The sequence below is a fragment of the Kitasatospora sp. NPDC029367 genome (genome assembly GCF_055569135.1).
Genome location: NZ_JBVHYH010000057.1, coordinates 17,118 through 40,994, shown reverse-complemented (window position 1 = coordinate 40,994; position 23,877 = coordinate 17,118). Strand labels below are relative to the sequence as shown.

Below are 23,877 nucleotides of genomic sequence, written 5' to 3'. Positions count from 1 at the left end.
GGCCTGTCCTGGGCCGTGGTCGTCACCGGGCCTCCACGGCGGTGCACTGCCACTGGCCGGCCGGGCCGCGCCGCTCCAGCCGGAAGGCCACCATGTGGTGCCGCCGGCCGAGGTCGACCCGGACGCAGGCCTCGACGGCGTCCGGGGAGGGCGAGCGGTCGTGCACCGGGCCGAGCCGGGGCCGGTCGGCCGGGCCTCCACGGCGCAGCGCGCCGGCCCGGACCAGCGAGGCGAGCTGCCCGTAGCCGTCCAGGCTGGTGTGGCGCATCAGCTGGCCGGAGGGCCGGGCACCGGTGAGCACCTCGACCAGCTGGTGGGCGAACCGGGCGGCGAGCGCCCCGGCGTCGGGCCGGGCGGGGCCGGGGGGCCCGGCGGCGGTGCAGGCGGCGCGCGGGTGGCGGGGGCGGCGCCCGGTCGGGTCGCAGCCGGCGTCGCTGCGGACCCGGTGGTGCGGGCGCTCGGTCGGTCGGGCGGTCGGGCGGGCGGTCGGGCGGACGCGCTGGTGGGCGCTCGGCGCGGCGGTCGGCCGGGCGGTCGGGCAGGTGCGGGGGCTGATGGTCACGATGGCTCCGGGCAAGGGTGGTGCGGGTACGGACGGGCCCAGGCTGGCGGTGGTGATCACCGGGCGGCAACGGGTTTGCGGCGGGCCCTCGGGCCGACGTGAAGTTCACCTATCCGGGTGAGTCGACCAGTGCGGCGACGGGCCCGGCGGTCGCCCCGGCGGCACCCGGTTGACGTGCGGGGACGGACCGTACGGCCCGAAAGGGGACGCCCGGGTACGGCGGACCGGGTGGCCCCGCGGCGGGCTCCCGTTGCGCTCCCCGGCCGTCCGCGCGCACCATCGGAGCCTGACCCGAACCCGACGACGACGGGCGGCCGGGATGACGACAGCCGGGACGACCAGACGGGCGATGGCGGGGCCGGACAGGACCGCCGACGCCGGGGGCGCCCCCCGGCGCGGCCTGGTGCTGGGCGGCGGCGGGATGCTCGGCGCGGCCTGGACGGTCGGCGCGCTCTGCGCCGTCGAGGAGGCCGCCGGACACCGCCCGGGCGAGGCGGATGTGCTGCTGGGCACCTCGGCGGGCGCGATCCTGGCCGCGATGCTGGCCGGGGGAGTGCGCCCCGAGCAGCTGCGGGACCACCAGCGCGGCCTGCCGATCACCGAGGGACCGCTGGCCGGGGTGGCCTTCGACTACGACACCGCGGTGGGCGGCGCGCTGCCGCCCCGGCCGCGGGCCGGGATCGGCTCGCCCGGCCTGCTGCGGGACGCCGTCCGGCACCCGCGCGAGTACCCGCTGCTGACCATGGTCTCGGCGGTGGCGCCGCACGGCCGCGGCTCGCTGGCCCCGGTCGGCGAGCTGGTGCGCGGGCTGCTCGGCCCGGGCGGCTGGCCGCTCCCGGCAGGCGCGGCAGGCGCTGCGGGCGCGGCAGGCGCGGCGGGCGCGGCTTCCGCTTCGGCTTCGGTGGCTTCGGCGGCGGCCGCGCCGGCCGAGGCCACGGACGCCGTCCCGCCCAGCGCCGCCGCGGCCCCGCTGCGGGTGGCCGCGGTGGACTACCGCAGCGGCCACCGGGTGGTCTTCGGCGACCCGGACGCCCCCGACGTCCCGGTGGCCGAGGCCGTGATGGCCTCCTGCGCGATCCCCGGCTGGTTCGCGTCGGTGCGCCTGGACGGCTCGGCCTACGTGGACGGCGGCTGCTGGTCGGCCACCAACGCCGACCTGCTGCTCGGCCGCGGCCTGGACGAGGTGTACGTGCTCGCCCCGATGGCCCTGCGGCTCGGCCCGCGGCCGGAGCGTTCCGCCCGCGGCACGGCGGCCGCACTGCGCGAGTGGCGGGCCCGGGACCGTCCGCGCGGGGTGCTGGCCCAGCTGGTCAGCCGCTACCGCCGCGCGGTGACCCGGCAGCTGCTGCGCGAGGCCGCGCTGCTGCGGGCCGAGGGCGTCCGGGTGCGGCTGCTCGCGCCGACCCCGGCCGACCTGGCGGTGATGGGCCCGAACCTGATGGACCCGGCCCGCCGGGGCGCGGTGCTGGAGAGCGGTCTGCGCAGCGCCCGGGAGGCGCTGGGGGCGGCGCGGTAGTTCCGGCCACAGGTGAGGCTCAGGTGATCGCGCCCGGTGCGGCTGAGCTTATTCTTGGGGCGCTGGAGTAGCTTCGCGGAAACCGGAGAGTGCCACCGATGCGCGTGTACGTGCCCACCACCCTGACCGGCCTGGCGGCGGCGCACGAGGGCGGTGTTCTGGACCAGTCCGCGGCGTACGCCGTGACGCCCGCGCTGCGCGAGTGGTACGTCAGCGACGACCTGGAGGAGCTGGAGTACGCGGCGCTCAACCGGGCCGCGCAGTCCTCGCTGCGGCTGCTGGCGGCCGACCCGGACTCCCCGCGCCGGCGGGTCGTGGTGGCGCTGGACGTGGCCGACTCGGCGGTGCGGCCCTTCCCCGGCGACGAGTACCAGGACCAGGCCTCGCTCGGCCGGGTGGTGCTGGCCGGCCCCGTGAAGCTGGCGAAGGCCGCCTCGGTGCACGCGGACGTGGCCGACGACGAGGTGGTCGAGGACGTCGCCGCCGCGGTGGCGGCGGTGGCCGCGGCCGACGCGGGCGACCAGGACGCCCAGTTCACCGTGGACGGCGCCGAGGACCACGACCTGCTCTGGTACGCGACCCAGGAGATCCCCGCCCTGCTCGCCTAGGCCCGCCGCCGGGGCCCCGTGCACCCCGCCTCCGATGACCCGCCGGCAGACGTTCTAAGATGGCGCCCGGTTGATCAGCCCGCCGGTGGCGTGCCCGTGCGACGGCTGAGAGGCATCACAGTTCCCTTACGCCCATGACCCTCGTCCGCGGTCCCGGGCGAGAGCGGGCGTGTCGACATGATCGGACCCCCGCCAGTGCTTCATCCGCCGATGTCACCGACCACCCGCCAGCGGGCCCGCGGTGGCCTTGCACGGGCAGGAGCCCAGGCAGAAGGCCGCGGCCGGGGGGAGCCCGGAGCCCGGTTGGCCGTCGTCGACGGCATGCGGCTGATCGCCGCGCTCGCCGTCGCGGGATTCCACTACCTGAGCGCGATCCCGCCCACCCTGTGGGGGCCGTCCCCGAAGGAGTTCGCCTACCCGCTGCACCACGCGTCGATGTACGGCTGGCTCGGTGTCGAGGCTTTCTTCCTCATCAGCGGTTTCGTCATCTGCATGAGCGGCTGGGGGCGCACGCCGGGACAGTTCGCCGTCTCACGAATATCCCGGCTCTACCCGGCCTACTGGTGCGCTCTCATCCTGATCGTGGCCAGGATCGCGCTGATCCCGATGCAGACCCACGACGTCTCCGCGGTGATCCACCCCCGGATCGTCCTGGCCAACCTGACCATGTTCCCCGACGCCCTCCACGCCAGTCTCCTGGACGGCGTCGCCTGGACCCTGGCCGTCGAGGCCCACTTCTACCTCCTCATGGCCGTCCTCCTGGCCTTCGGCACCACCTACCACCGGGTCATGGGGTTCTGCGTGATCTGGCTCACCGCCGGGATCATCACCTCGGAGACGAAGAGCAAGTTCCTGGACGACCTCGTCCTCAGCCAGTACGCCGGCCTGTTCGTCGCCGGCATCGCGGTCTACCTCATGTACCGCTTCGGGCAGAACCTCATGCTCTGGATACTCCTCGGCTTCGCCTGGTGCTACGAACTGACCATGCTCCCCCTCCGGCTGGCCGGCCACTACCAGGAGTGGGGGTCCAAAGCGCTCTGCTCCTGGACTGTCGCCAGCGCCGCACTGACCGCCTTCCTGGTCCTCCTGCTCCTGGCCACCATCGGCCCACTCGCCCGCATCCGCTGGCGCTGGCTCATGACCGCCGGTGCGCTCACCTACCCCTTCTACCTGGTCCACCAGAGCCTCGGCCTGCCCATGGCCGGTGAACTCACCGCCCACGCCCACGGGCTCGGCCCCTGGGGCCGACTCGCCCTCACCACCGTCGCGATGCTCCTCCTGGCCGGAGTGATCCACCGCGTGGTCGAGAAGCCCGTCGGCCGTGCCCTCCGCCGCCGCCTCGACCAGGCCCTCGACCGGCACGCGAAGCAACCCACCGACACCGTGCCGCAGGCCCGCGAGGCATAGCTCGTGCGGCCGTGCGGCCGGCCGCACGGCCGCGGTCGTCCGGTGTCGCAGCGGTCCGAGGGCAACAGCGACGTGGTGGGGATCAGCCGGAGGATGCCGCAGCGCGGTGATGCGGAACAGAGCCGTGAACAGAAGTGGATCACGCTGCGGTACTGCACGAACGGCTGCACTGACTCATGCGCCACCTCACTCTTTGGCGCCGCTCGACATCGGGTTACCGTTTGACCCCGTGCGCACTCACATCGTTTGGGACTGGAACGGCACGCTCTTCCACGACATGGACGCCGTCCTCGGCGCGAGCAACGCCGCGTTCGCGACCATCGGCGTCGAGCCGATGACCCTGCAGCAGTACCGCGAGCAGTACGAGATCCCGATCCCCCGGTTCTACGAGCGGCTGCTCGGCCGGATGCCCTCCACGGAGGAGTGGCTGAAACTGGACGACGCCTTCCACGAGCGCTACGTCGAGCTCAGCCCGGCCTGCGGCCTGACCGAGGGCGTGCCCGAGCTGCTGGCGGCCTGGCAGGCGGCCGGGCACAGCCAGTCCCTGCTGTCGATGTACGAGCACGAGAAGCTCGTCCCGCTGGTCGACGCCTTCGGCCTGACCGGCAGCTTCCTGCGGGTGGACGGCCGCAGCGGCCCCTCCGGCGGCCAGAAGGCGCAGCAGCTGACCAGGCACCTGGCCGAGCTCGGCGAGCGGGTCGACCCGGCCCGTACGGTGCTGATCGGCGACGCCGCGGACGACGCCCTGGCGGCGCTGCAGGCGGGGGCCCACGCGGTGCTGTACACCGGGGGCTCGCACACCCGGGAGAAGCTGGAGCCGGTCGGCGTCCCGGTGGTGGACAGCCTGGCCGAGGCGGTCGAGCTGGCGGGCCAACTGGCGGGCTGAGGGGAGCCGGTCGACCCGCCGGGCCGGCAGTCGGGCCGAGCCGAGGCGGTCGCCCGGCAGTCGGGCGGAGCCGCCGGGCCGGCGGACGTGGCGGGCGCCACGTCCGCCGTTGGCGTGTCTGGACGGGCGGAACCGCCCGGCCCTGGTCAGGCTGGAGTCGAACCCCAGCCGCCAGGACGGAGCCGCCATGCCCATCGACGCAGTCACCGAGGTGCCGACCCCGGTCAACGAGCCGGTGCGGACGTACGCGCCCGGCAGTCCGGAGCGGGACCGGCTGGTCCGGCGGCTGGACGAGCTGGCGGCCGAGCAGATCCCGCTGCCGATGACCATCGGCGGTGAGCAGCGGTTCGGCGGCGGCGAGCGGATCGAGGTCGTCCAGCCGCACCACCACGCCGCCAAGCTGGGCGTGCTCGGCAACGCCACCCGGGAGGACGCCCGGGCGGCGGTGGACGCGGCGCTGGCGGCCGGGCGGCAGTGGCGCTCGCTCTCCTTCGACGACCGGGCCGCGGTCTTCCTGCGGGCCGCCGATCTGCTGGCCGGGCCGTGGCGGGACACGCTCAACGCGGCGACCATGCTCGGCCAGTCCAAGACCGTGCAGCAGGCCGAGATCGACTCCGCCTGCGAGCTGATCGACTTCTGGCGGTTCAACGTCGGGTTCGCCCGGCAGGTCCTGGCGGAGCAGCCGGCCTCGTCCCCGGGGGTGTGGAACCGGGTCGACCACCGCCCGCTGGAAGGTTTCGTCTACGCGGTCACCCCGTTCAACTTCACCGCGATCGCCGGGAACCTGCCCACCGCCCCCGCGCTGATGGGCAACACCGTGGTCTGGAAGCCCGCGCCGACCCAGACCCTGGCCGCGTACCACCTGATGCGGCTGCTGGAGGCGGCCGGCCTGCCGCCCGGGGTGATCAACCTGGTCACCGGCGACGGCCTCCAGGTCTCCCCGGTGGTGCTCGCCGACCCGGCCTTCGCCGGGCTGCACTTCACCGGCTCGACCGCCACCTTCCAGTCGCTCTGGCAGAGCATCGGCGCGAACATCGGCGGCTACCGCACGTACCCGCGGATCGTCGGCGAGACCGGCGGCAAGGACTTCCTGCTGGCCCACCCCTCGGCCGACCCGGACATCCTGCGGACCGCGATGGTCCGCGGCGCCTTCGAGTACCAGGGCCAGAAGTGCTCGGCGCTCTCCCGCGCGTACCTGCCGCGCAGCCTCTGGCTCAGGATCAAGGACGACTTCCTGGCCGAGGTGGACGCCCTCACGGTGGGCGACGTCACCGACCTGTCGAACTTCATGGGCGCCCTGATCGACAAGCGCGCCTTCGAGAAGAACCGCACCGCGATCGAGCGGGCGAAGGCCGACCCGACCGTCGAGCTGGTGGCCGGCGGCCAGTACGACGACGCGATCGGCTGGTTCGTCCGGCCGACCGTGCTGGTCTCCTCGGACCACCGGGGCGAGATCTTCCGCACCGAGTACTTCGGGCCGATCCTGGCGGTCCACGTCTACGAGGACTCCCGCTGGGACGACGTGCTCGGCCGGGTCGACGCGGGTGCCCCGTACGGCCTCACCGGCGCGGTGATCGCCCAGGACCGCTACGCCATCGCCCAGGCCGTGGAGGAGCTGCGCTTCGCCGCCGGGAACTTCTACATCAACGACAAGCCCACCGGCGCCGTGGTCGGCCAGCAGCCCTTCGGCGGCTCCCGGGCCTCCGGGACCAACGACAAGGCGGGCGCCGCCCAGAACCTGCTGCGCTGGACCTCGGCCCGGGCGATCAAGGAGACCTTCGTCGCGCCCACCCGGCACGGTTACCCGCATATGGGCTGAAAGCGAACACGACGCTCCGGTTTGGACATGGTGTCCAGGACGGACCCGACATCCTGCGGGTTTGCGCCTCCCTGTCCCTGTGCACCTTCGATTGATCCGGTTAGGCTGGCTGGCGTCGTCGGGTGGCTTGCAGGACGAACGTGTCGTCCTACCCGCTGGGAGGACGTTTCATGCGTGCCATGAGCCCCTTTCAGTCGGACGGTGCGGCAGGATTGCGAGCGACCCGTCGGTGTACACCCACACACCACCGAGTCACGCAACGGCGCGCGACAGGAGCCAAGAAGTCATGCAGACCAAGCTGGACGCAGCCAAGGCCGAACTGCTCAAGAAGGCAGCCGCAGCCGCTGAGAACAGCCAGGTGGGGGGAGCGGCGCCGGGGGAGGGTCTGAGCAACGGCGCTCTGACCGCGTACCTGCACCACTACTACCTCCACACCGCGCCCGAGGACCTGGTCGACCTCGACCCGGTCGACGTGTACGGCGCGGCCGCCTCCCACTACCGCCTGGGGCTCAAGCGCCCCCAGGGCACCGCCGAGGTGCGGGTCCACACCCCCTCGGTCGAGGAGAACGGCTGGTCCTGCGGCCACACCGTGGTCGAGGTCGTCACCGACGACATGCCCTTCCTGGTCGACTCCGTCACCAACGAGCTCTCCCGCCAGGACCGCGCGATCCACCTCGTCGTCCACCCCCAGCTGGTCGTCCGCCGTGACATCACCGGCAAGCTGCTGGAGATCCTGGACGTCGACGCCTGCTCCCGCAGCCAGGCCGCCGGCACCGAGTGGCCCGCCGACGCGACCGTCGAGTCGTGGATGCACGTCGAGATCGACCGCGAGACCGACCGCGACGACCTGCGCACCATCGAGACCAACCTGCGCCGCGTGCTCGGCGACGTCCGCGAGGTCGTCGAGGACTGGGGCAAGATGCGCGACAGCGCGCTGCGCCTGGCCGACGAGCTGGCCGAGCAGCCCCCGGCCGAGCTGCCCGAGCAGGAGGTCGGCGAGGCCTGGGAGCTGATGCGCTGGCTCGCCGACGACCACTTCACCTTCCTCGGCTACCGCGAGTACGACCTGGTCGAGCACGAGGGCGAGGAGGTCCTCAAGGCCGTCGCCGGGACCGGCCTCGGCATCCTGCGCTCCGACCCGCGCAGCCACGACGACCGCCACCACTCGGTCTCCGAGGCCTTCGGCCGGCTCTCCGCCCCGGTCCGCGCCAAGGCCCACGAGAAGAAGCTGCTCGTCCTGACCAAGGCCAACAGCCGCTCCACCGTGCACCGCCCGGCCTACCTCGACTACGTCGGCGTGAAGAAGTTCAACGCCGCCGGCGAGCCCATCGGCGAGCGCCGCTTCCTCGGCCTGTTCTCCTCCGCCGCCTACACCGAGTCGGTCACCCGCATCCCGGTCGTGCGCCGCAAGGTCCAGGAGGTGCTGGACGCGTCCGGCTTCTCCAGCGAGAGCCACGACGGCCGCGACCTGCTCCAGATCATGGAGACCTTCCCGCGCGACGAGATCTTCCAGACCTCGGCCGCCGAAGTGCTCTCCATCGCCACCAGCGTGCTCTACCTGCAGGAACGCCGTAAGCTGCGGCTCTTCCTGCGCCAGGACGAGTACGGGCGCTACTTCTCCGCCTTCATCTACCTGCCGCGCGACCGCTACACCACGCGCATCCGGCTGCTGCTCACCGACATCCTCAAGGAAGAGCTGAACGGCGCCACCATCGACTACACGGTGTACGCCACCGAGTCGGTGCTGACCCGCCTGCACTTCGTCGTCCGGGTCGCCCCCGGCACCGAGCTGCCCCGGCTCACCGACTCCGACATCGAGCGGATCGAGAACCGCCTGGCCGAGGCCGCCCGGTTCTGGATGGACGGCTTCCACGACCAGCTGCACATCGAGCTGGGCGAGGAGAAGGCCGCCGAGCTCGGCCACAAGTACGCCAACGCCTTCCCCGACGGCTACCGCGCCGACTTCCCGCCGCGCACCGCCGTCTCGGACATCAAGCAGATCGAGTCGCTGCACGGCGCGGGCGACTTCCGCCTGAACCTGTACCAGCCGGTCGGCGCGGGCGACGACGAGCGCCGCTTCAAGATCTACCGGGTCGGCGGCCCGATCTCGCTCACCGAGGTCCTGCCGGTGCTCCAGCGCCTGGGCGTCGAGGTCCTGGACGAGCACCCGTACGCGCTGCGCCGCTCCGACGGCACCACCGCGTGGGTGTACGACTTCGGCCTCAAGCTGCGCGAGGCCACCGAGCTCACCGACGAGGCCCGCGAGCGCTTCCAGGAGACCTTCGCGGCGACCTGGACCGGCAAGGCCGAGAACGACGGCTTCAACGAGCTGGTCCTCACCGCCGGGCTGAACTGGCGCCAGGCGATGGTGCTGCGCGCCTACGCCAAGTACCTGCGCCAGGCGGGCTCCACGTTCTCCCAGGACTACATGGAGGACGCGCTCCGCAACAACACCCACACCACCCGCCTGCTGGTCAACCTGTTCGAGGCCCGGCTCAGCCCCAGCCACCGGTCCGGCGCCCTGGAGCTGACCGAGGGCATCCTGGAGGAGCTGTCCGGCGCGCTCGACGAGGTCGCCTCGCTGGACGAGGACCGCATCCTGCGCTCCTTCCTGCACCTCATCAAGGCCACCCTGCGGACCAACTTCTTCCAGCACGACGGCTCCGGCGAGTGGCACTCCTACGTGTCGATGAAGTTCGACCCGCAGGCCATCCCGGACCTCCCGGCCCCGCGCCCGGCGTTCGAGATCTGGGTGTACTCGCCGCAGGTCGAGGGCGTGCACCTGCGCTTCGGCAAGGTCGCCCGCGGCGGTCTGCGCTGGTCCGACCGGCGCGAGGACTTCCGCACCGAGATCCTCGGCCTGGTCAAGGCCCAGATGGTCAAGAACACCGTCATCGTCCCGGTCGGCGCCAAGGGCGGCTTCGTCGCCAAGCAGCTGCCGGACCCGTCGGTGGACCGCGACGCCTGGCTGGCCGAGGGCGTCTCCTCGTACAAGACCTTCATCTCGGCGCTGCTCGACATCACCGACAACCTGGTGGCCGGCGAGGTCGTCCACCCGGCCGACGTGGTCCGCCACGACGAGGACGACACCTACCTGGTCGTCGCCGCCGACAAGGGCACCGCGACCTTCTCCGACATCGCCAACGGCGTCGCGGAGTCGTACGGCTTCTGGCTGGGCGACGCCTTCGCCTCCGGCGGCTCGGCCGGCTACGACCACAAGGGCATGGGCATCACCGCCCGCGGCGCCTGGGAGTCGGTCAAGCGCAACTTCCGCGAGCTGGGCCACGACACCCAGACCGAGGACTTCACCGTCGTCGGCATCGGCGACATGTCCGGTGACGTCTTCGGCAACGGCATGCTGCTCAGCGAGCACATCCGGCTGGTGGCGGCCTTCGACCACCGCCACATCTTCCTGGACCCGAACCCGGACGCGGCCGTCTCGTACGCCGAGCGCCGCCGCCTGTTCGACCTGCCGCGCAGCTCCTGGGACGACTACGACAAGTCGCTGATCTCGGCCGGCGGCGGCGTGTTCCCGCGCAGCGCCAAGTCGATCCAGGTCAGCGCGCAGGTCCGGGCCGCCCTGGGCATCCAGGAGACCCGCCTCACCCCGGCCGAGCTGATGAAGGCCATCCTCCAGGCGCCGGTCGACCTGTTCTGGAACGGCGGCATCGGCACCTACGTCAAGGCCTCCACCGAGTCCAACGCCGAGGTCGGCGACAAGGCCAACGACGCCATCCGGGTCAACGGCGAGCAGGTCCGGGCCCGGGTCATCGGCGAGGGCGGCAACCTCGGCTGCACCCAGCTCGGCCGCATCGAGTACGCGGCCACCGGCGGTCCCGAGGGCACCGGCGGCTGGATCAACACCGACGCCATCGACAACTCGGCCGGTGTGGACACCTCGGACCACGAGGTCAACATCAAGATCCTGCTCAACCAGGTCGTCGCCGAGGGCGACATGACGGTCAAGCAGCGCAACGCCCTGCTCGCCGAGATGACCGACGAGGTCGGCCACCTGGTGCTGCGCAACAACTACGCGCAGAACGTCGTGCTGGCCAACGCCGTCGCCCAGGCGCACAGCATGGTCAACGTCCACGCCCGGATGATCAACCGCTTCGAGGCGGCCGGCCGGCTCGACCGCGGGCTGGAGTTCCTGCCCACCGAGCGCCAGATCCGCGAGCGCCAGCAGAGCGGCCGCGGGCTCTCCCAGCCCGAGCTGTCGGTGCTGCTCGCCTACACCAAGATCATCCTGGCCGACGAGCTGCTCGCCACCGACCTGCCGGACGACCCGTTCTTCCGCACCGCGCTGCACGAGTACTTCCCGAGCGCGCTGCGGGCGAGGTTCGCCGACGCGATCGACAACCACGCGCTGCGCCGCGAGATCATCACCACGCTGATCGTCAACGACACGATCAACCGCGGTGGCTGCACCTTCGCCTTCCGCCTGAAGGAGGAGACCGGCGCGACCTACGAGGAGATCGCCCGGACGCACACCGCCGCGCGGGCCGTCTTCGGCCTGGAGGAGATCTGGTCCGAGATCGAGGGCCTGGACAACAAGGTCCCGGCCCGGACCCAGACCAAGATGCGGCTGCACTCGCGGCGCCTGGTCGAGCGCGCCACCCGGTGGATGCTCAACAACCGCCGCCAGCCGCTCGACATCGCCGGCACCATCGAGTTCTTCCACGACCGGATCAACCAGGTCTGGGGCTCGCTGCCCAAGCCGCTCCGTGGCGAGGACCTGGCCTGGTTCGAGAAGATCCAGGGCGAGCTCGCCGCCGCCGGCGTGCCGGACGCGCTGGCCACCCGGATCGCCGGGCTGTCCTCGGTCTTCCCGACCCTGGACATCACCGAGGTCGCGGACCGGTCCGGCAAGGACGTCGCCGAGGTCGCCGAGCTGTACTACGACCTGGGCGACCGCCTGCAGATCTCGCACCTGCTCGACCGCATCATCGACCTGCCCCGCACCGACCGCTGGTCGTCGATGGCCCGGGCCGCGATCCGCGAGGACCTCTTCGCGGCGCACGCGGCGCTGACCGCCGACATCCTGGCCTGCGGCCCGGAGGGTGCCACCCCCGAGGAGCGCTACACGGCCTGGGCGGAGCTCAACTCCACCCTGCTGAACCGCGCCAGGGCCACCCTCGACGACATAAGGGGTTCGGACAACTACGAGCTGTCCAGCCTCTCGGTCGCGATGCGCGTCATCCGCACCCTGCTGCGCACCGGTTCGATGCGCTGACGGACGGCTGTTCCGGAAAGGCCCGCGTCCTCGGACGCGGGCCCTTCCGCATGCCCTGGAAAACCGATTGTGGGTCGTGGGCGCAGCTTCGGTACGGTGATCCACGAACGACTCAGGGGGGCACGACATGGGGAAGAACCGGGGACGGATCCGCGCGGTGGGCGTGGGCGTCTCGGTGGTGCTGCTGGTCGCCGGAGCGGCGGCCTGCGGCAACGACGACAAGGCCGACAAGAAGGACGCGGCGAAGGCCGGCTCCACCGCTGTGGCCTCGGCGGCGCCGACCTCCAAGGGGCCCGAGGCCTTCTCGGCGGCCGGCTACCGCGGCCTCAAGCCGGCGATGGCGAAGGACGCCGGACTGGCCACCGGCGCGCTGGAGACGGCGCCCGTCTCGCTGCTCGACGGCTGCACCGACTTCGTCTACAAGGGCGGCCCGGCACCGGACAAGGCCCGGATGGACGCCGAGGCGGCCACCGAGGCCCGCTACAAGGACCTCAACGCCAAGGCGGACGCGGCCCGGGGCAAGTCCCCCGCCCCAGCGGGCACGCTGCCGCCCGGGGCCTCCGCGAAGGATGCCGCCGCGGCCGCCGCCGGCTCGGCCGCCGCCGCCAAGGACTCGGCCGCCACCGCCCAACTGATGGCGGACGCCACCCAGTCCATCGTGGACATGTGGACGGCCCGCGAGACCAGGGACAAGGCCTTCCTGGCCACCGGCCGGGCCTCCTTCGCCGCCACCGGCCTGCGCGAACTGGTCGCCCCGGCCGAGGCGAAGACCGCCGAGGGCATCGGCGTCGGCTCCACCGTGGACGACCTCCAGCGGGCGTACGGCGCCAAGGGCCTCCAGCTGGCCAAGAGCGGCAAGTACGAGCTGCCGGTCGAGGGCCAACAGGGCTGGAAGTACGAGTTCACCGTGGACGGCGGCAAGGTCGCCGGGATGGCCGTGGCCAACCGCGACATCAAGTGCACCTGACCGCCTGACCGCCCACTACGGCGGCACCCCGGTGCCCGCGCAAGGCCGCGCGGGCCCGGGCGGCGCCGCTGGGTGTGGTGGCGGCGCTGGTGCCGACCGCGAGGGTTCTGGCGCCGAGTCCTGCGCACGGGCGGCAGATGCCGGGGCGGGGCACCGGATCGTGGCACTTGGCGCACTCCGCGAGTGCGACCTGAGGTGCTCGGACGGGTGGCATCTTGCGTTGGAGTCGGTCGCGCAGGATCGCCACCGGGGAGTGCAGCGGCGAGGGCAGGCCGGGGAGCAGGGCGTGGGCCAACTCGGCCGCCGTGCTGCCGCGTTCCAGCCACTGGGCGACGAGCGGCGCCAGCTGCTGCGCCTCGGCCTCGCCGAGTCGCAGCCGGGGTTCGGGCCGGATCGCACGGAAGAGTGCGGCTACCGCCCTGCGGGTCTGCTCGTCCGCTCGCGTCAACTGGGCGGGGAGGGTGGGTACTTCTCCCGGGTTCTTTACTACATGGCTGTCAGGCGGACCGGCCTCGGGCTCACCGGGGTCCGAGAAGCGGACACTCGGTGACGCCGGGCGCTGTGGAGTGTCGTACACGTGCACGTCGGTGCGGAGCGTGCCGTCGGGCATCCGGACCGTCTCGGCCCGGTAGTACCCGGCTTCCTTGAGCTCAGTGAGCGCCCGGCGGACGGCGCCCCGCCCCTGCGGGCTGCTGTCGGCCATGTGCCGCCCGTCCTCGCGCCAGCCGTCGGGACGGGAGAGCAGGTCGGCGAGCAGGCCTCGGGCGGTGTAGCTGAGGCGACGGTCCTGGAGGAGGCCGTTCGGAAGTACGGTGAAACAGCGCGCATGGGCGCTACGATGAATCTGCATTGGGAGTGTTGGCTCCTGTGCCGGACCCCGGGGTGTTCCACCACCGCCGGGGTCTTCTATGTTCTGTTGATGATGCGGAAAGTAGCACATCAACTACGCGGAGTGCCAAGCGCTGGGGGAATCCGCCGGCCGTGGCCCGCGCCGCTGGTCAGATCCGGCGGCTGATCGCCATGGGACGGGCGCGTTCGAGGAGATCGCGCACGTGGGGGTTGCGACGGTGCGGTCGAGTTGCGGCGAGCATCGAGCGGAAGCGGTCGTCGGCCCGGCCGGACTGGACGGCCGGGTAGTCGTCGAGAGCCCGGTGCCAGTCCGCGCAGGCTTCTTCGAGGCGTCCGGCCTGCAACTTCCACTCTGCGAGCACGCCCGTCATCCGCACGCGATTGCGCACGTACACGGAGTACCGCAGGCGGTCGGACGCCTCCATCGCGGTGATGGCGCCAGTCTTGTCCCCGAGCTCCCAACGGACCTTGGCCTCGTGGTACGCGAGGGAGGACGGATCGTAGGAGCCGAACGCCTTGGCCTTGGACTCGGCCTGTTCCATCGCAACTTCCGCTATCCGCAGGTGGTACAGGGCTCCGGCCTTGTCCCCGGTCTGGGCGGTCGCATGCGCCTGCTGGCCCGCGAGGAAGGCCCTCATGCGGGGTCCGGCCTGCGGGGAGGCGGCCGAGGCGGCGTCCGCGAACCGTAAGGCGGTACTGCCGTGGCCGAGGTCGACGGCCTGAACACTCATGCCGCGCAGGGTGGTGCAGTACGTGAGGTGGTCGCCCGCGTGCCCGGCCAGCTCCAGGGCCTTCATGTAGTAGCGCTGAGCCAGGGCGTCGTGACGCTCGTCCATCGCCATGTAGCCGGTCAGGTAGCAGTGGTCGGCCGCAGCCGAGAGCATCGCCTCGCGGACGTGCTCGGTGGCATCCGCCTGGAGGTACGGGGCGATCGTGTTGACCAGGAACGAAGCGGCCATCGGTCGGGCCATCCGGCCACCGAACTGGTCGTCCAGGTCGCTGATCCGCTCGGTCATGGCGGCGACCGACTGGACCTCGGCCATGCCGATCCGCAGGTGTGGGGTGGTCCGCAACTTCTCGAAGCGGCCCACCAGGTCAGGCCAGCCCGGGATGGTGAGAGCCACCGAGTACAGACTTGCTGTGAGAACTCCGCGCCGGGATGGGTCCATATCGAGGCTCCCCAGATCGATCAGCCCTGCCACCGTATCCGTCGACTCGTCAACGGTGGTAGGCATGTTTCGAAATCCCGCCTCGACGGCGGTGATCGGCCGCTTGAGTCTCCGTGCCAGTGCCTCCAGGGCCACCGGCAGGGCCTTCGCGGCCGGTGAAGTGCCGCCGAGCCAATGTGAAACGGCCGAGGCGTCGTACGTGAGCCGCTGTCCGATCTCTGTGCCGGTCCGATTGACCGCTCGCGCCAACTCGCCGTTGCCCCAGGCGGCTTCGCTCATCAGCGAAGCGAGCTTGCGGTTCGGTTCACGGTCGGATCGCACGACAGTTCCCCCTTGCGGGCAGGTTTCAAGGGTTTCAACTTCCCGACTCGGCTCGACCATAGCCGACGATGGGGCAGGAAGGTTGACTGTTCGTCATCGGTCAATCACCAGCAGTGGCACACCTTTGGCCCTGCCTGCCCCTGAGGTACACCCATGCTCGCCTCCTGTCGCCCCCGTGCGTTCGCCGCTCGCCTCGACTCCCGTGCCGAATCCACCTCCCTGGCGCGGTACTTGCTCCGTGCGTATCTTGCGGGTCTGCCCTTCGGCGACCGCTACCGCGACGTCGGCGAGCTGCTCCTCGGGGAGCTCTTCGCGAATGCCGTCCAGCACTCCGGCGCGCCCGACGACTGCCTGATCGAGGTCCGGTTCGCCGTCGCCAACGGCCGTCTGCGAATCGAGGTGCACGACGCCGGGGCCGGTCGGCCCTCCGTCCGTTCCGCCACCCCGTGCGACGAGGACGGGCGTGGGCTGTTCCTCGTCAACGAGCTGGCCGAGCGCTGGGGTTGCTGCCCCCGGGCGGGCGGGATCGGCAAGTTCGTCTGGGCCCTGATCGCCCCTTCTCTGCTCACCGTCTGAGAGCGCACCCTCCGATGCTGCCTCCGCTCCCCACCCTCGCCCGGCACGCCCTCGACCGCGGCCACACCCCCGCCGAGACCTACGCGATCCTCGCCCGCCGCACCCGCGAACCCCTCCCCGCCGCGCGCGCCATCTGCCTCGCCCTCGCCATCCCCCACGCCGAGACCACCACCCGCCTCAACGATTGCTACGACGCCCTCCTCGCCAACCCCCGCCCCGGCACCGAGGCCGACACCGGCGAACTCCTCGAAGCCCTCGGCGTCTTCGACGTCCCCAAGGCCCTCACCCCCACCGAACTCGCCGTTGTCGAGCACTTCCTGGCCGCCATCGACGCCATGGGCGGCATCCGCGCCGGCCACCAGCACGGCCTCGCCCGCTGGTTCACCACCGGCAACCTCACCGCCGCCTACCTCTCCCTCGCCGCCACCCGCCCCCTGCCCAGCACCGGCGACCCCACCCGCTACTGGACCACCCTCGTCACCGCCGGAGAACTCCTCACCGCCGAACCCGCCCCCGACCCCCGCATCAGAACCGCCCTCACCCACTGCCGCAGCCGTGCGGCCACCCACGCCGCCACCTCGTAGGCACCAGAAGTCGACCCCGCCGACTTCCTGTGCAGCACTCCCGGCCGGCACCGCGCACCACGGATCGAGAGGGCGGCCGAGAACGCTGTCGCAAGGATCGAGGCCGAGGGTTCCTTCAAGATCACATGCCTTGGCGGCATCCTGATCTGTCGCCCTTGACATCTGATTCGGGGGTACTTGTCCTCGGTGATCGAATCGTTCTGCAGTGGGCCGGCCTTCGAGATCATCTCGAAGGCCGGCCCCATGTTTCCGCGCTCGCATTCCCTGTAGTGGTCAGTTCCTTTTCGCTGCATCGCCGGACACGTCCGGCGATGCAGCGAGAAGGGGATTGATCAATTCTGGCGGCGCCTGCTATCGCCCCATTCCTGGCAAGAGGGTGGATATCGCTTTCTGGTTCCGGCGGCCCCGGCCAATTTTGGCCGGGGCCACCGTCGCCCCGTGGTTTGCGGGAGGGGAGCGCGGTTTTGGGCGGGCCCGCGTGCCTGACGCGGGCCGCCCAGTTTTCAGCAGGTTGCTATTTGGCCACGCGTGCTTCCGCCCCGCCGCGATCACATCGCGGCGGGGCGGAATGACTGTGTGATCCCACTGCGGATGACTCTGGCCCGTTTGGGGTCTGCGTAGGAGGTCGGTTCGGCCGACTTCCTGCGCAGCGGCGACGGGTGATTGAGGGGAGGGCGCGCGGGGCCTACCGCGAGGCGGCGCGTTGGAGGGCGCTGGCGAGGAGGGCGAGGTCGGTGGGGCCGTTGCCGAGTTCGCGGACCGGGCGGCGGGCGGGTGGGGCGCCGAGTTGGAGGGGGTCTATCGCTACCACGGTGGGGCGCAGGGTGGCGGTGCGGGGGATGCGGCCGCTGATGCGGGCGGTCTGGAAGGCGGTGACGCCGCCGTCCGGGCGGCGCAGGTAGCCGCGGCCGGGGGTGTCCTCCGGGAGGGCGGCCGCGTCGCCGAGGTGGATCAGCAGGTCGGACTCGGCCGGGTCCTCGGTGCGCAGCGCGATCCGCAGCAGGGCGGCTTCGTCCACCTCGGTGCCGGCGCTTGCCTCCGGGCGGCCGGTGGCGACCGCGAGGTGGACGCCGAGCGGGCCGCCGCGGCGGGCGACGGCGGCGAGCGCGCGGGCCAGCGGGCGGCCGACCGGGGAGGTGGGGGAGAGCAGGGCGTCGTAGTCGTCGACGACGACGACCAGCCGGGCCGGGACGGGGGAGGCGGGGGAGCCGGTCGGGCGGGGGTCGGAGGCGCTGCGCGCGGACGGGATGGTCCGGGAGGCCGGAGCCGGGCCGGCGGCACCGACGGTGGCGGGCACCGGTACGGAGTTCGCGGCGTGCCCGTCCAAGCTGTGCCCGTCCAAGATTCGGGTGGCGTGCCAGGAGGCGAAGTCCAGTCCGTCGAACAGCCGCTCCCGCAGGGCGAGTTCGTCCTCCAGCGCCTCGGCGGCGAGGAGTGCGGCGCGCGGGTCGGCGACGGCGTTCACCCGGCCGGTGACGTGCGGCAGTTCGGTGCAGCCGTCCAGTCCGTCCTGGCCGTCGTCGGTGGCCCGGCCCTCGATGATGGTGACGGCGAGGCGCTCGGGCCGCTCGGAGACGGCGAGCGAGGCGACCAGGGTGCGCAGCAGCTCGGTCTTGCCGGAGCCGCGGGCGCCGCCGATCAGCAGGTGCGGGCCGCCCGGGTCGGGCGAGGGCAGGGTGAGTTCGGGGTCGGCCAGGTCGAGGGTGCACAGCTCGTCCCGGGTGGTGCCGAGCAGTGCGGTGGCGGCGCCGATGCCGCCGGCGTGGGCGGCCCAGCGGGCGGACAGCTTGGCCGGGGTGACGGTGTCGAGCTGGAGCAGGTCGAGCAGCCGCAGCGCGTCCGGCAGCGGGCCGCGGGAGACCGGGGCGGCCTCGCGCAGCGGGGCGAGGACGCGGGCCAGCCGTTCGGCCCAGGCGTCGGAGACGGCGTCCAGTGAGACCTCGTGCAGGGTTTCCCGGCCGCGGGCGACCGGGCGGTCCAGGGAGAGCTGGGTGCCGACCTCGCCGGTGATCAGGGCGGTGGCGCCGAGGCCGCGGGGGAGCAGCTCGGGCTGTTCGGCGAGGCAGACCGGGAAGATGCCGACCGCCGGGCCCTGGCGCAGCAGCAGGTCGAGCGCGTGCCGGGCGGCCTCGGTGGCGGGGCGGCCGTCCACCACGACCACGGTGGCGGGGTGGCCGCCGGGGCCGGTCGGCCCGCTGAGCCGGGCGGTGAGTTCGGTGAGCCGGGCGGTGGCCTGGTCGTCGTCGAAGCCGACCAGCAGTCGGCAGTCCTGGCCGTCGACGGGGCGCAGGTGGGGCAGCCAGAGCGCCCAGGCCCAGGTGTCGACGCGGTCCTCGGGGCTGCGGGCCGGGTCGGCGTCGACCACGACGAGGCTGAGCCCGGTCGGCGGGTGCAGTGCGGCGAGCTGGGCGACGACGGCGCGGGTGAGCGCGTCCAGGCGTTCGCGCGGGCCGCTGAGGCCGAGGCTGCCGGCGGTCTGGAGGTCGAGGGTGACGGGGACGGCGGGCAGCATGGTGCCGGGGGTGGTGCCGGCGCCGCCGGGGCGGTCGGCGGTGCCCAGCCGCAGGGTGAGCGCGTCGGGGTGGCCGGGGCCGCGCTCCCAGAGCCGGGGGCCGGGGCCGACGGCGTTGAGCAGCACGGTGGCGAGGTCGGGCCAGCGTTCCCGCTGGGCGGCGGCCTGGCGCAGCCGTACGGCGGTGTGGTGGCGTTCGGCGCTCTCCTGGCCGGGCGGCTCGGCGGCGCGGCCGGGCAGCAGGGAGAAGAGGCCGCGGCCGCGGCCCGGGGCCGGTTCGGGGGCGGTGGGCGGTTCGAGTACGGGCGGCGCGGGCCGGACCGGGCCGGGGGCGGCGAGCTGGAGGTGGCCGTTGCCGTCGGGCAGGGCGGCGCGGGCCGGCTCGCCGAGCGGTTCGAGGACCTGGAGGGTGGACTCGCCGATCCGCAGCAGCGCGCCGTGTTCCAGCGGGACGGCGGCCTCGGGCGGCAGCGGCGGGACGATCCGGCCGTCGAGGGTGGTGCCGTTGGTGGAGCCGAGGTCGCGGACGGTGGCCCGCCCGTCGTCGCCGAGGTGCAGGGCGAGGTGCAGTCGGGAGACGTCCGGGTCGTCGAGCGGGACGTCGGCCTCGCCGGAGCGGCCGATCCGGATCTCCCGGCCGTGCAGCCGGTGCACGCCGCCGGCGTCCGGGCCGCCGACCACGCGCAGTTCGGCCGCGGCGCGGGTGTCGTCGGGGTCGTCGGCGGTGGGGTCGGGCTCGTTGAGGCTGAGCACGGCGCCGTCGAGCAGCGGGGGGTGGCCGAGGAGGGTGTGCTCGTCCACCCGGTGCGCCCCGGCGTACAGGTGTACATGGGTGGCGGCCCTTGGTCCGCGCACGCCGACGGCGCCCGCGAGTGCGCCCGCGACGGCGCCGAGCGCGGTGCCCACGGGCGCGGTGACCAGCACGTCCACGTAGGGGATGGCGGAGCCGGCGGCGGTCGGGCCGCTGCGCGGTCGGAGGACGGTCAGCCGGATCTGCATCTCGCCCGCGGGTCCCTTCTGCTGGTGTGATGCCTGGTACCGCTGCCCGGTGTCGTCACGCACGCGCGGGGCGGTCGCGGCGACCCTTGGGCCACACGAGTGGCGAGTGTCCATCCTGCCATCCGGCACGGACGGTCCGCGCACCGTACCGGATTTGACGATCTTGCGATCATCGCCATGGTGGAGGCGACGGAGGGTCAGGTCAACCGTCGCCCCGGCCGCCCGGCCGAGGGGCCCGGCGACCGCCTCCGGGTGGTTCCCTAGGGGATGTCCCCCAACCCTGCTCCGACCGCCAGCCGGTCACCTCGGGAACCGGTACGGACACCGTTAGAGTGGCCGCAAACACGGGCCCGGCAGGCTCACCGCGAACCGGCGGGGGAGCGCCCCGCGGGCGGCACGGCGAGGAGTGCGACAGGTGCGGCCAGTCGGCAGCAAGTATCTGCTTGAGGAGACCCTGGGGCGGGGTGCCACCGGGACGGTCTGGCGAGGTCTGGTGCGCCAGGACGTCCAGGCGCCGGGCAGCGAGCCCGGGCAGCAGGTGGCCATCAAGGTGCTGCGCGAGGAACTGGCGGCCGACCCGGACGTGGTGATGCGCTTCCTGCGCGAGCGTTCGCTGCTGCTGCGGCTGAGCCACCCGAACATCGTCCGGGTCCGCGACCTGGTCGTCGAGGGCGAGCTGCTGGCGCTGGTGATGGACCTGGTGGAGGGCCCCGACCTGGCCCGCTACCTGCGCGCCAACGGCCCGTTCAGCCCGATCGCCGGCTCGCTGCTGATGGCCCAGGTCGCGGACGCGCTGGCGGCCAGCCACGCGGACGGCATCGTCCACCGCGACCTCAAGCCGGCCAACGTGCTGCTCGCCTCCACCGTGGTGCAGGGCACCGAGCAGATGCACCCGCTGCTCACCGACTTCGGCATCGCCCGGCTGGCCGACTCCCCGGGCGTCACCCGCACCCACGAGTTCGTCGGCACCCCCGCGTACGTCGCGCCGGAGTCCGCCGAGGGCCGCCCGCAGACCTCCGCGGTGGACGTCTACGGCGCCGGGATCATGCTGTACGAGCTGGTCACCGGCCGCCAGCCGTTCCAGGGCGACAGCGCCCTGGCGGTGCTCCAGGCCCACCTGGCGCAGGAGCCGCAGCGGCCCAGCACCATGCCCGAGCCGCTCTGGACGGTGATCGAGCGCTGCCTGCGCAAGGACCCGGCGCAGCGCCCGAGCGCCACCGCGCTGGCCCGGGCCCTGCGGGTGGTCGCGGCCGGGGTCGGCGTGCACGCCTCGCCGGCGGCGGTGGACGAGGCGCTGGCGGTCGGCGCCCTGCTGCTGCCGGACCCGCAGCCGACCGCGGTGCCCGGCAGCGCGCCGGCCGCGCCCGTCGCGCCCGTCGGCCCGTACGGTGCCGAGGACCGGACCCAGGTGCTGCCCCCGGCCCCGGGAGCCCCGCAGTACGACCCGGCCGCGGCGACCCGGGTGATGGGCACCCAGCCGCCGCCCGCGCCCCCGTACGGCACCCAGGACCGCACCCAGGTGATGCCGCCCACCGCCGTGCCGCCGCCCCCGCCGGTCGCGCCGGCCGGTCCGCCGGAGGAGGCGCCGCACCCCTGGCAGACCCAGCTGCGGGCGGCGCGCGACCGCAACCAGCAGACCCAGGTCGGCTACTTCGGGCCGGAGGACTTCGAGGACCCGCAGGTCGCCCCGCCGCCCTACCAGGCCGATCAGCGGGGCCAGGGCGGCCAGGGCGTGCCCGGCCACCAGCCGCAGCCGCCGGCCGGCTACCGCCCGGACCAGCGCCGCCAGGCGCCGCCGCCCGGCTACGCCCAGCGCCCGCCGGTCGCCCCGCCGCCCTACCAGGTCAACCAGGGGCCCCAGGGGCCCCAGGGCAGCGAGGGCGGCGGCCGTCCGCAGCCGCCCGGCGGCTACCGGCAGGCCCCGTCCGGCCAGGGCCGGACGCCGGGCGGCTACCCGCCCCCGCCCGCCCCGGTGCCGCGCCGGGCCGAGCCGCCCGCGCCGCAGCACCGGGAGCCCCGGCCGCCGCGGGAGGAGCCGCGCGAGCCGTCCCGCCGGGAGAGCGCCCCGCCGCGCGAGCGGCGCCCGCGCAGCCGCAACCGGATGTACATCCCGGGGCTGGGCTGCCTCAAGGGCTGCCTGATGGTGCTGCTGGTGCTGGCGGTGGCCGCGCTGGCGCTGTGGAACTTCACGCCGCTGCCGCACTACTGGGACAACGTCGTGGGCTGGTTCGACACCGCCCGGGACTGGGTGAACAACGTCTTCGGCAGCTCCGGCAACTGACGCGGGCCCGAACGGCGCGCCGGGGTACGGGCCGGGACGGCCGACCGCCCCGGCGACCGACCGGACGTGACCGGAGGTGACCGGACGTCCGGACCCGGCCCGGAAGCCAGGATTGACGCTTTGTCGACAATTCCCGAGATTTCTCGCCCCCGAGTGCCGCTCCACGGCCCCCAGGCGCCCCGCACGGGGGGTCCGGGCGCGTAGGTTGGTCGCTGTTGTCCCGCCCCACCGAGCGCGCCCGGACCCCCGGAGCGCTCCCGCGCCGCCCACGGAGCAGCATTGGCACGCAAGATCGGCAGCCGGTACACCGTCCACCAGGTGATCGGCCGGGGTTCGGCCGGGACGGTCTGGCTCGGTGAGGGGCCCGACGGCCCGGTGGCGGTCAAGCTGCTGCGCGAGGACCTCGCCGCCGACCAGGTGCTGGTCGGCCGCTTCGTCCAGGAGCGCACCGCGCTGACCAGCCTCGACCACCCCCGGGTGGTCGGCGTGCGCGACATGGTGGTGGACGGCAGCGACCTCGCCCTGGTGATGGAACTCGTCCAGGGCACCGACCTGCGCTCCCGGCTGGAGCGGGACGGCGCCCTCCCGCCGCAGTCCGCCGCCTCGATCATCGCCGACGTCGCGGACGGCCTGGCGGCCGCGCACGCGGCCGGGATCGTGCACCGCGACGTCAAGCCGGAGAACGTCCTGCTCGACCTCGCGGCCGCCCCCGGCCCCGGCGGCGCCCCGCGCGCCAAGCTCACCGACTTCGGCGTGGCCCGCCTGGTCGACGCCCCGCGGCGGACCCGGGCCACCCGGATCATCGGCACCCCCGACTACCTCGCCCCCGAGATCATCGAGGGCCTGGAGCCGCGCGCCGCCGTCGACATCTACGCCCTCGCCACCGTGCTGTACGAGCTGCTGGCCGGCTTCACCCCGTTCGGCGGTGGCCACACCGGCGCGGTGCTGCGCCGGCACGTCACCGAGCAGGTGCCGCCGATCCCCGGCCTGCCGGACGGGCTGTGGCGGATCATCTCCGAGTGCCTGGCCAAGGCCCCGGCCTCCCGGCTGCGCGCCGCCGAGCTGGCCGCCCGGCTGCGCGAGCAGCTGCCCTCGCTGGCCGGTCTGCCGGTGCTGGCCGTGCCCTCCCAGGGCCGCGCCCCGGCCGAGGAGCAGCTGACCCCGGGCGAGGCGGTCTACGCCGAGGTGGACGCCGGCCCGGGCACCCACAAGCGCCGCCGCGGCCCGGCCGTCCCGCTGGTGCCGGGAGTCGCCCCGGACTCCACCCGGGACACCCACACCAGCCTGCGCCGCCCCTCGGCCGACGAGCTGGCCGCGTACGCCGCCGAGTCCCGCGCCCAGCGTGCCGCGCCGGGGCACCGCCGGGACCGCGCGGCCCTGCTGCGCCGGCGCCGGCTGCTGGCCGTCCTGCTGGCCACCGTGCTGCTGCTGGCGGGCGCCGCCGCGGCCTGGACGGCCTTCGCGGCCACCGAACCGGGCGGCGGCCACCCGGCCCGCCCGGCCGTGCACGGCACCGCCCCGCGGGCTCCGTAGCCCGCGGAGAACGGCAGCGGAACCGGGGGTGTCGTCATGACCACCCCCGGAACCA

15 protein-coding genes are annotated in these 23,877 nt (G+C 73.5%); 11 read left to right on the top strand and 4 right to left on the bottom strand.

Annotation, left to right across the window (positions count from 1 at the left end; translation table 11 throughout):
• Positions 1 to 22: 22 nt before the first annotated feature.
• Positions 23 to 562: an Rv3235 family protein gene (locus tag ACZ4W5_RS26855; protein ID WP_360244520.1), complete on the bottom strand. Its 540-nt coding sequence runs from the start codon at positions 560 to 562 to the stop codon at positions 23 to 25.
• A 349-nt stretch (positions 563 to 911) separates the two neighbouring features.
• On the opposite strand from ACZ4W5_RS26855, the gene ACZ4W5_RS26850 reads away from it, so the two are divergent.
• From ACZ4W5_RS26850 to ACZ4W5_RS26820, 7 genes are all read left to right on the top strand, one after another.
• Positions 912 to 2,078 (top strand): patatin-like phospholipase family protein, encoded by a 1,167-nt coding sequence (locus ACZ4W5_RS26850; RefSeq protein WP_465657404.1) that lies wholly within the window; start codon positions 912 to 914, stop codon positions 2,076 to 2,078.
• A 98-nt stretch (positions 2,079 to 2,176) separates the two neighbouring features.
• Positions 2,177 to 2,686 carry a DUF6912 family protein gene (locus ACZ4W5_RS26845; RefSeq protein ID WP_360244526.1) on the top strand — a complete coding sequence of 170 codons (510 nt, stop codon included), beginning with the start codon at positions 2,177 to 2,179 and terminating at the stop codon, positions 2,684 to 2,686.
• 303 nt (positions 2,687 to 2,989) lie between these two features.
• Positions 2,990 to 4,093: an acyltransferase family protein gene (locus tag ACZ4W5_RS26840; protein ID WP_465657402.1), complete on the top strand. Its 1,104-nt coding sequence runs from the start codon at positions 2,990 to 2,992 to the stop codon at positions 4,091 to 4,093.
• Positions 4,094 to 4,322: 229 nt separating this feature from the next.
• Entirely contained in the window at positions 4,323 to 4,979 is a 657-nt protein-coding gene (locus tag ACZ4W5_RS26835; RefSeq protein ID WP_465657401.1) for an HAD family hydrolase, read from the top strand.
• A gap of 193 nt (positions 4,980 to 5,172) precedes the next feature.
• Positions 5,173 to 6,798 carry an L-glutamate gamma-semialdehyde dehydrogenase gene (gene pruA / locus ACZ4W5_RS26830; RefSeq protein ID WP_465657424.1) on the top strand — a complete coding sequence of 542 codons (1,626 nt, stop codon included), beginning with the start codon at positions 5,173 to 5,175 and terminating at the stop codon, positions 6,796 to 6,798.
• A 286-nt stretch (positions 6,799 to 7,084) separates the two neighbouring features.
• Positions 7,085 to 12,031 (top strand): NAD-glutamate dehydrogenase, encoded by a 4,947-nt coding sequence (locus ACZ4W5_RS26825; RefSeq protein ID WP_465657399.1) that lies wholly within the window; start codon positions 7,085 to 7,087, stop codon positions 12,029 to 12,031.
• A 127-nt stretch (positions 12,032 to 12,158) separates the two neighbouring features.
• Positions 12,159 to 12,998, top strand: coding sequence for a hypothetical protein (locus ACZ4W5_RS26820; RefSeq protein ID WP_465657398.1), 840 nt, complete (start codon positions 12,159 to 12,161; stop codon positions 12,996 to 12,998).
• Here ACZ4W5_RS26820 and ACZ4W5_RS26815 read toward each other — a convergent pair.
• Entirely contained in the window at positions 12,985 to 13,848 is an 864-nt protein-coding gene (locus ACZ4W5_RS26815; protein ID WP_465657396.1) for a hypothetical protein, read from the bottom strand. The two genes, ACZ4W5_RS26820 and ACZ4W5_RS26815, sit on opposite strands and share 14 nt — an antisense overlap.
• A 148-nt stretch (positions 13,849 to 13,996) precedes the next feature.
• Complete coding sequence (locus ACZ4W5_RS26810; protein WP_465657422.1) at positions 13,997 to 15,295, bottom strand: tetratricopeptide repeat protein; 1,299 nt, start codon at positions 15,293 to 15,295, stop codon at positions 13,997 to 13,999.
• Positions 15,296 to 15,490: 195 nt separating this feature from the next.
• On the opposite strand from ACZ4W5_RS26810, the gene ACZ4W5_RS26805 reads away from it, so the two are divergent.
• A complete protein-coding gene (locus ACZ4W5_RS26805) occupies positions 15,491 to 15,913 on the top strand; it encodes an ATP-binding protein (RefSeq protein WP_465657394.1) in 423 nt (140 codons plus the stop codon).
• 14 nt (positions 15,914 to 15,927) lie between these two features.
• Positions 15,928 to 16,497, top strand: a complete 570-nt coding sequence (locus tag ACZ4W5_RS26800) for a hypothetical protein (RefSeq protein ID WP_465657392.1) — start codon at positions 15,928 to 15,930, stop codon at positions 16,495 to 16,497.
• A 685-nt stretch (positions 16,498 to 17,182) separates the two neighbouring features.
• Here ACZ4W5_RS26800 and ACZ4W5_RS26795 read toward each other — a convergent pair.
• The gene (locus ACZ4W5_RS26795; protein WP_465657420.1) at positions 17,183 to 20,008 is read right to left on the bottom strand and encodes an FHA domain-containing protein; all 2,826 of its coding nucleotides are present in this window, start codon (positions 20,006 to 20,008) and stop codon (positions 17,183 to 17,185) included.
• 415 nt (positions 20,009 to 20,423) lie between these two features.
• Between ACZ4W5_RS26795 and ACZ4W5_RS26790 the strand changes: the two genes are divergently transcribed.
• Positions 20,424 to 22,289 carry a serine/threonine-protein kinase gene (locus tag ACZ4W5_RS26790; RefSeq protein ID WP_465657390.1) on the top strand — a complete coding sequence of 622 codons (1,866 nt, stop codon included), beginning with the start codon at positions 20,424 to 20,426 and terminating at the stop codon, positions 22,287 to 22,289.
• A 279-nt stretch (positions 22,290 to 22,568) separates the two neighbouring features.
• Entirely contained in the window at positions 22,569 to 23,822 is a 1,254-nt protein-coding gene (locus ACZ4W5_RS26785) for a serine/threonine-protein kinase (RefSeq protein ID WP_360239107.1), read from the top strand.
• The last annotated feature ends 55 nt before the right edge of the window (positions 23,823 to 23,877 follow it).

Coding starts and splice junctions, on each gene's coding strand:
- ACZ4W5_RS26850 (WP_465657404.1), top strand. CDS start 912: ATGGCGGGGCCGGACAGGACCGCCGACGCCGGGGGCGCCCCCCGGCGC.
- ACZ4W5_RS26845 (WP_360244526.1), top strand. CDS start 2,177: ATGCGCGTGTACGTGCCCACCACCCTGACCGGCCTGGCGGCGGCGCAC.
- ACZ4W5_RS26825 (WP_465657399.1), top strand. CDS start 7,085: ATGCAGACCAAGCTGGACGCAGCCAAGGCCGAACTGCTCAAGAAGGCA.
- ACZ4W5_RS26820 (WP_465657398.1), top strand. CDS start 12,159: ATGGGGAAGAACCGGGGACGGATCCGCGCGGTGGGCGTGGGCGTCTCG.
- ACZ4W5_RS26815 (WP_465657396.1), bottom strand. CDS start 13,848: ATGCAGATTCATCGTAGCGCCCATGCGCGCTGTTTCACCGTACTTCCG.
- ACZ4W5_RS26810 (WP_465657422.1), bottom strand. CDS start 15,295: ATGAGCGAAGCCGCCTGGGGCAACGGCGAGTTGGCGCGAGCGGTCAAT.
- ACZ4W5_RS26805 (WP_465657394.1), top strand. CDS start 15,491: ATGCTCGCCTCCTGTCGCCCCCGTGCGTTCGCCGCTCGCCTCGACTCC.
- ACZ4W5_RS26800 (WP_465657392.1), top strand. CDS start 15,928: ATGCTGCCTCCGCTCCCCACCCTCGCCCGGCACGCCCTCGACCGCGGC.
- ACZ4W5_RS26795 (WP_465657420.1), bottom strand. CDS start 20,008: ATGCAGATCCGGCTGACCGTCCTCCGACCGCGCAGCGGCCCGACCGCC.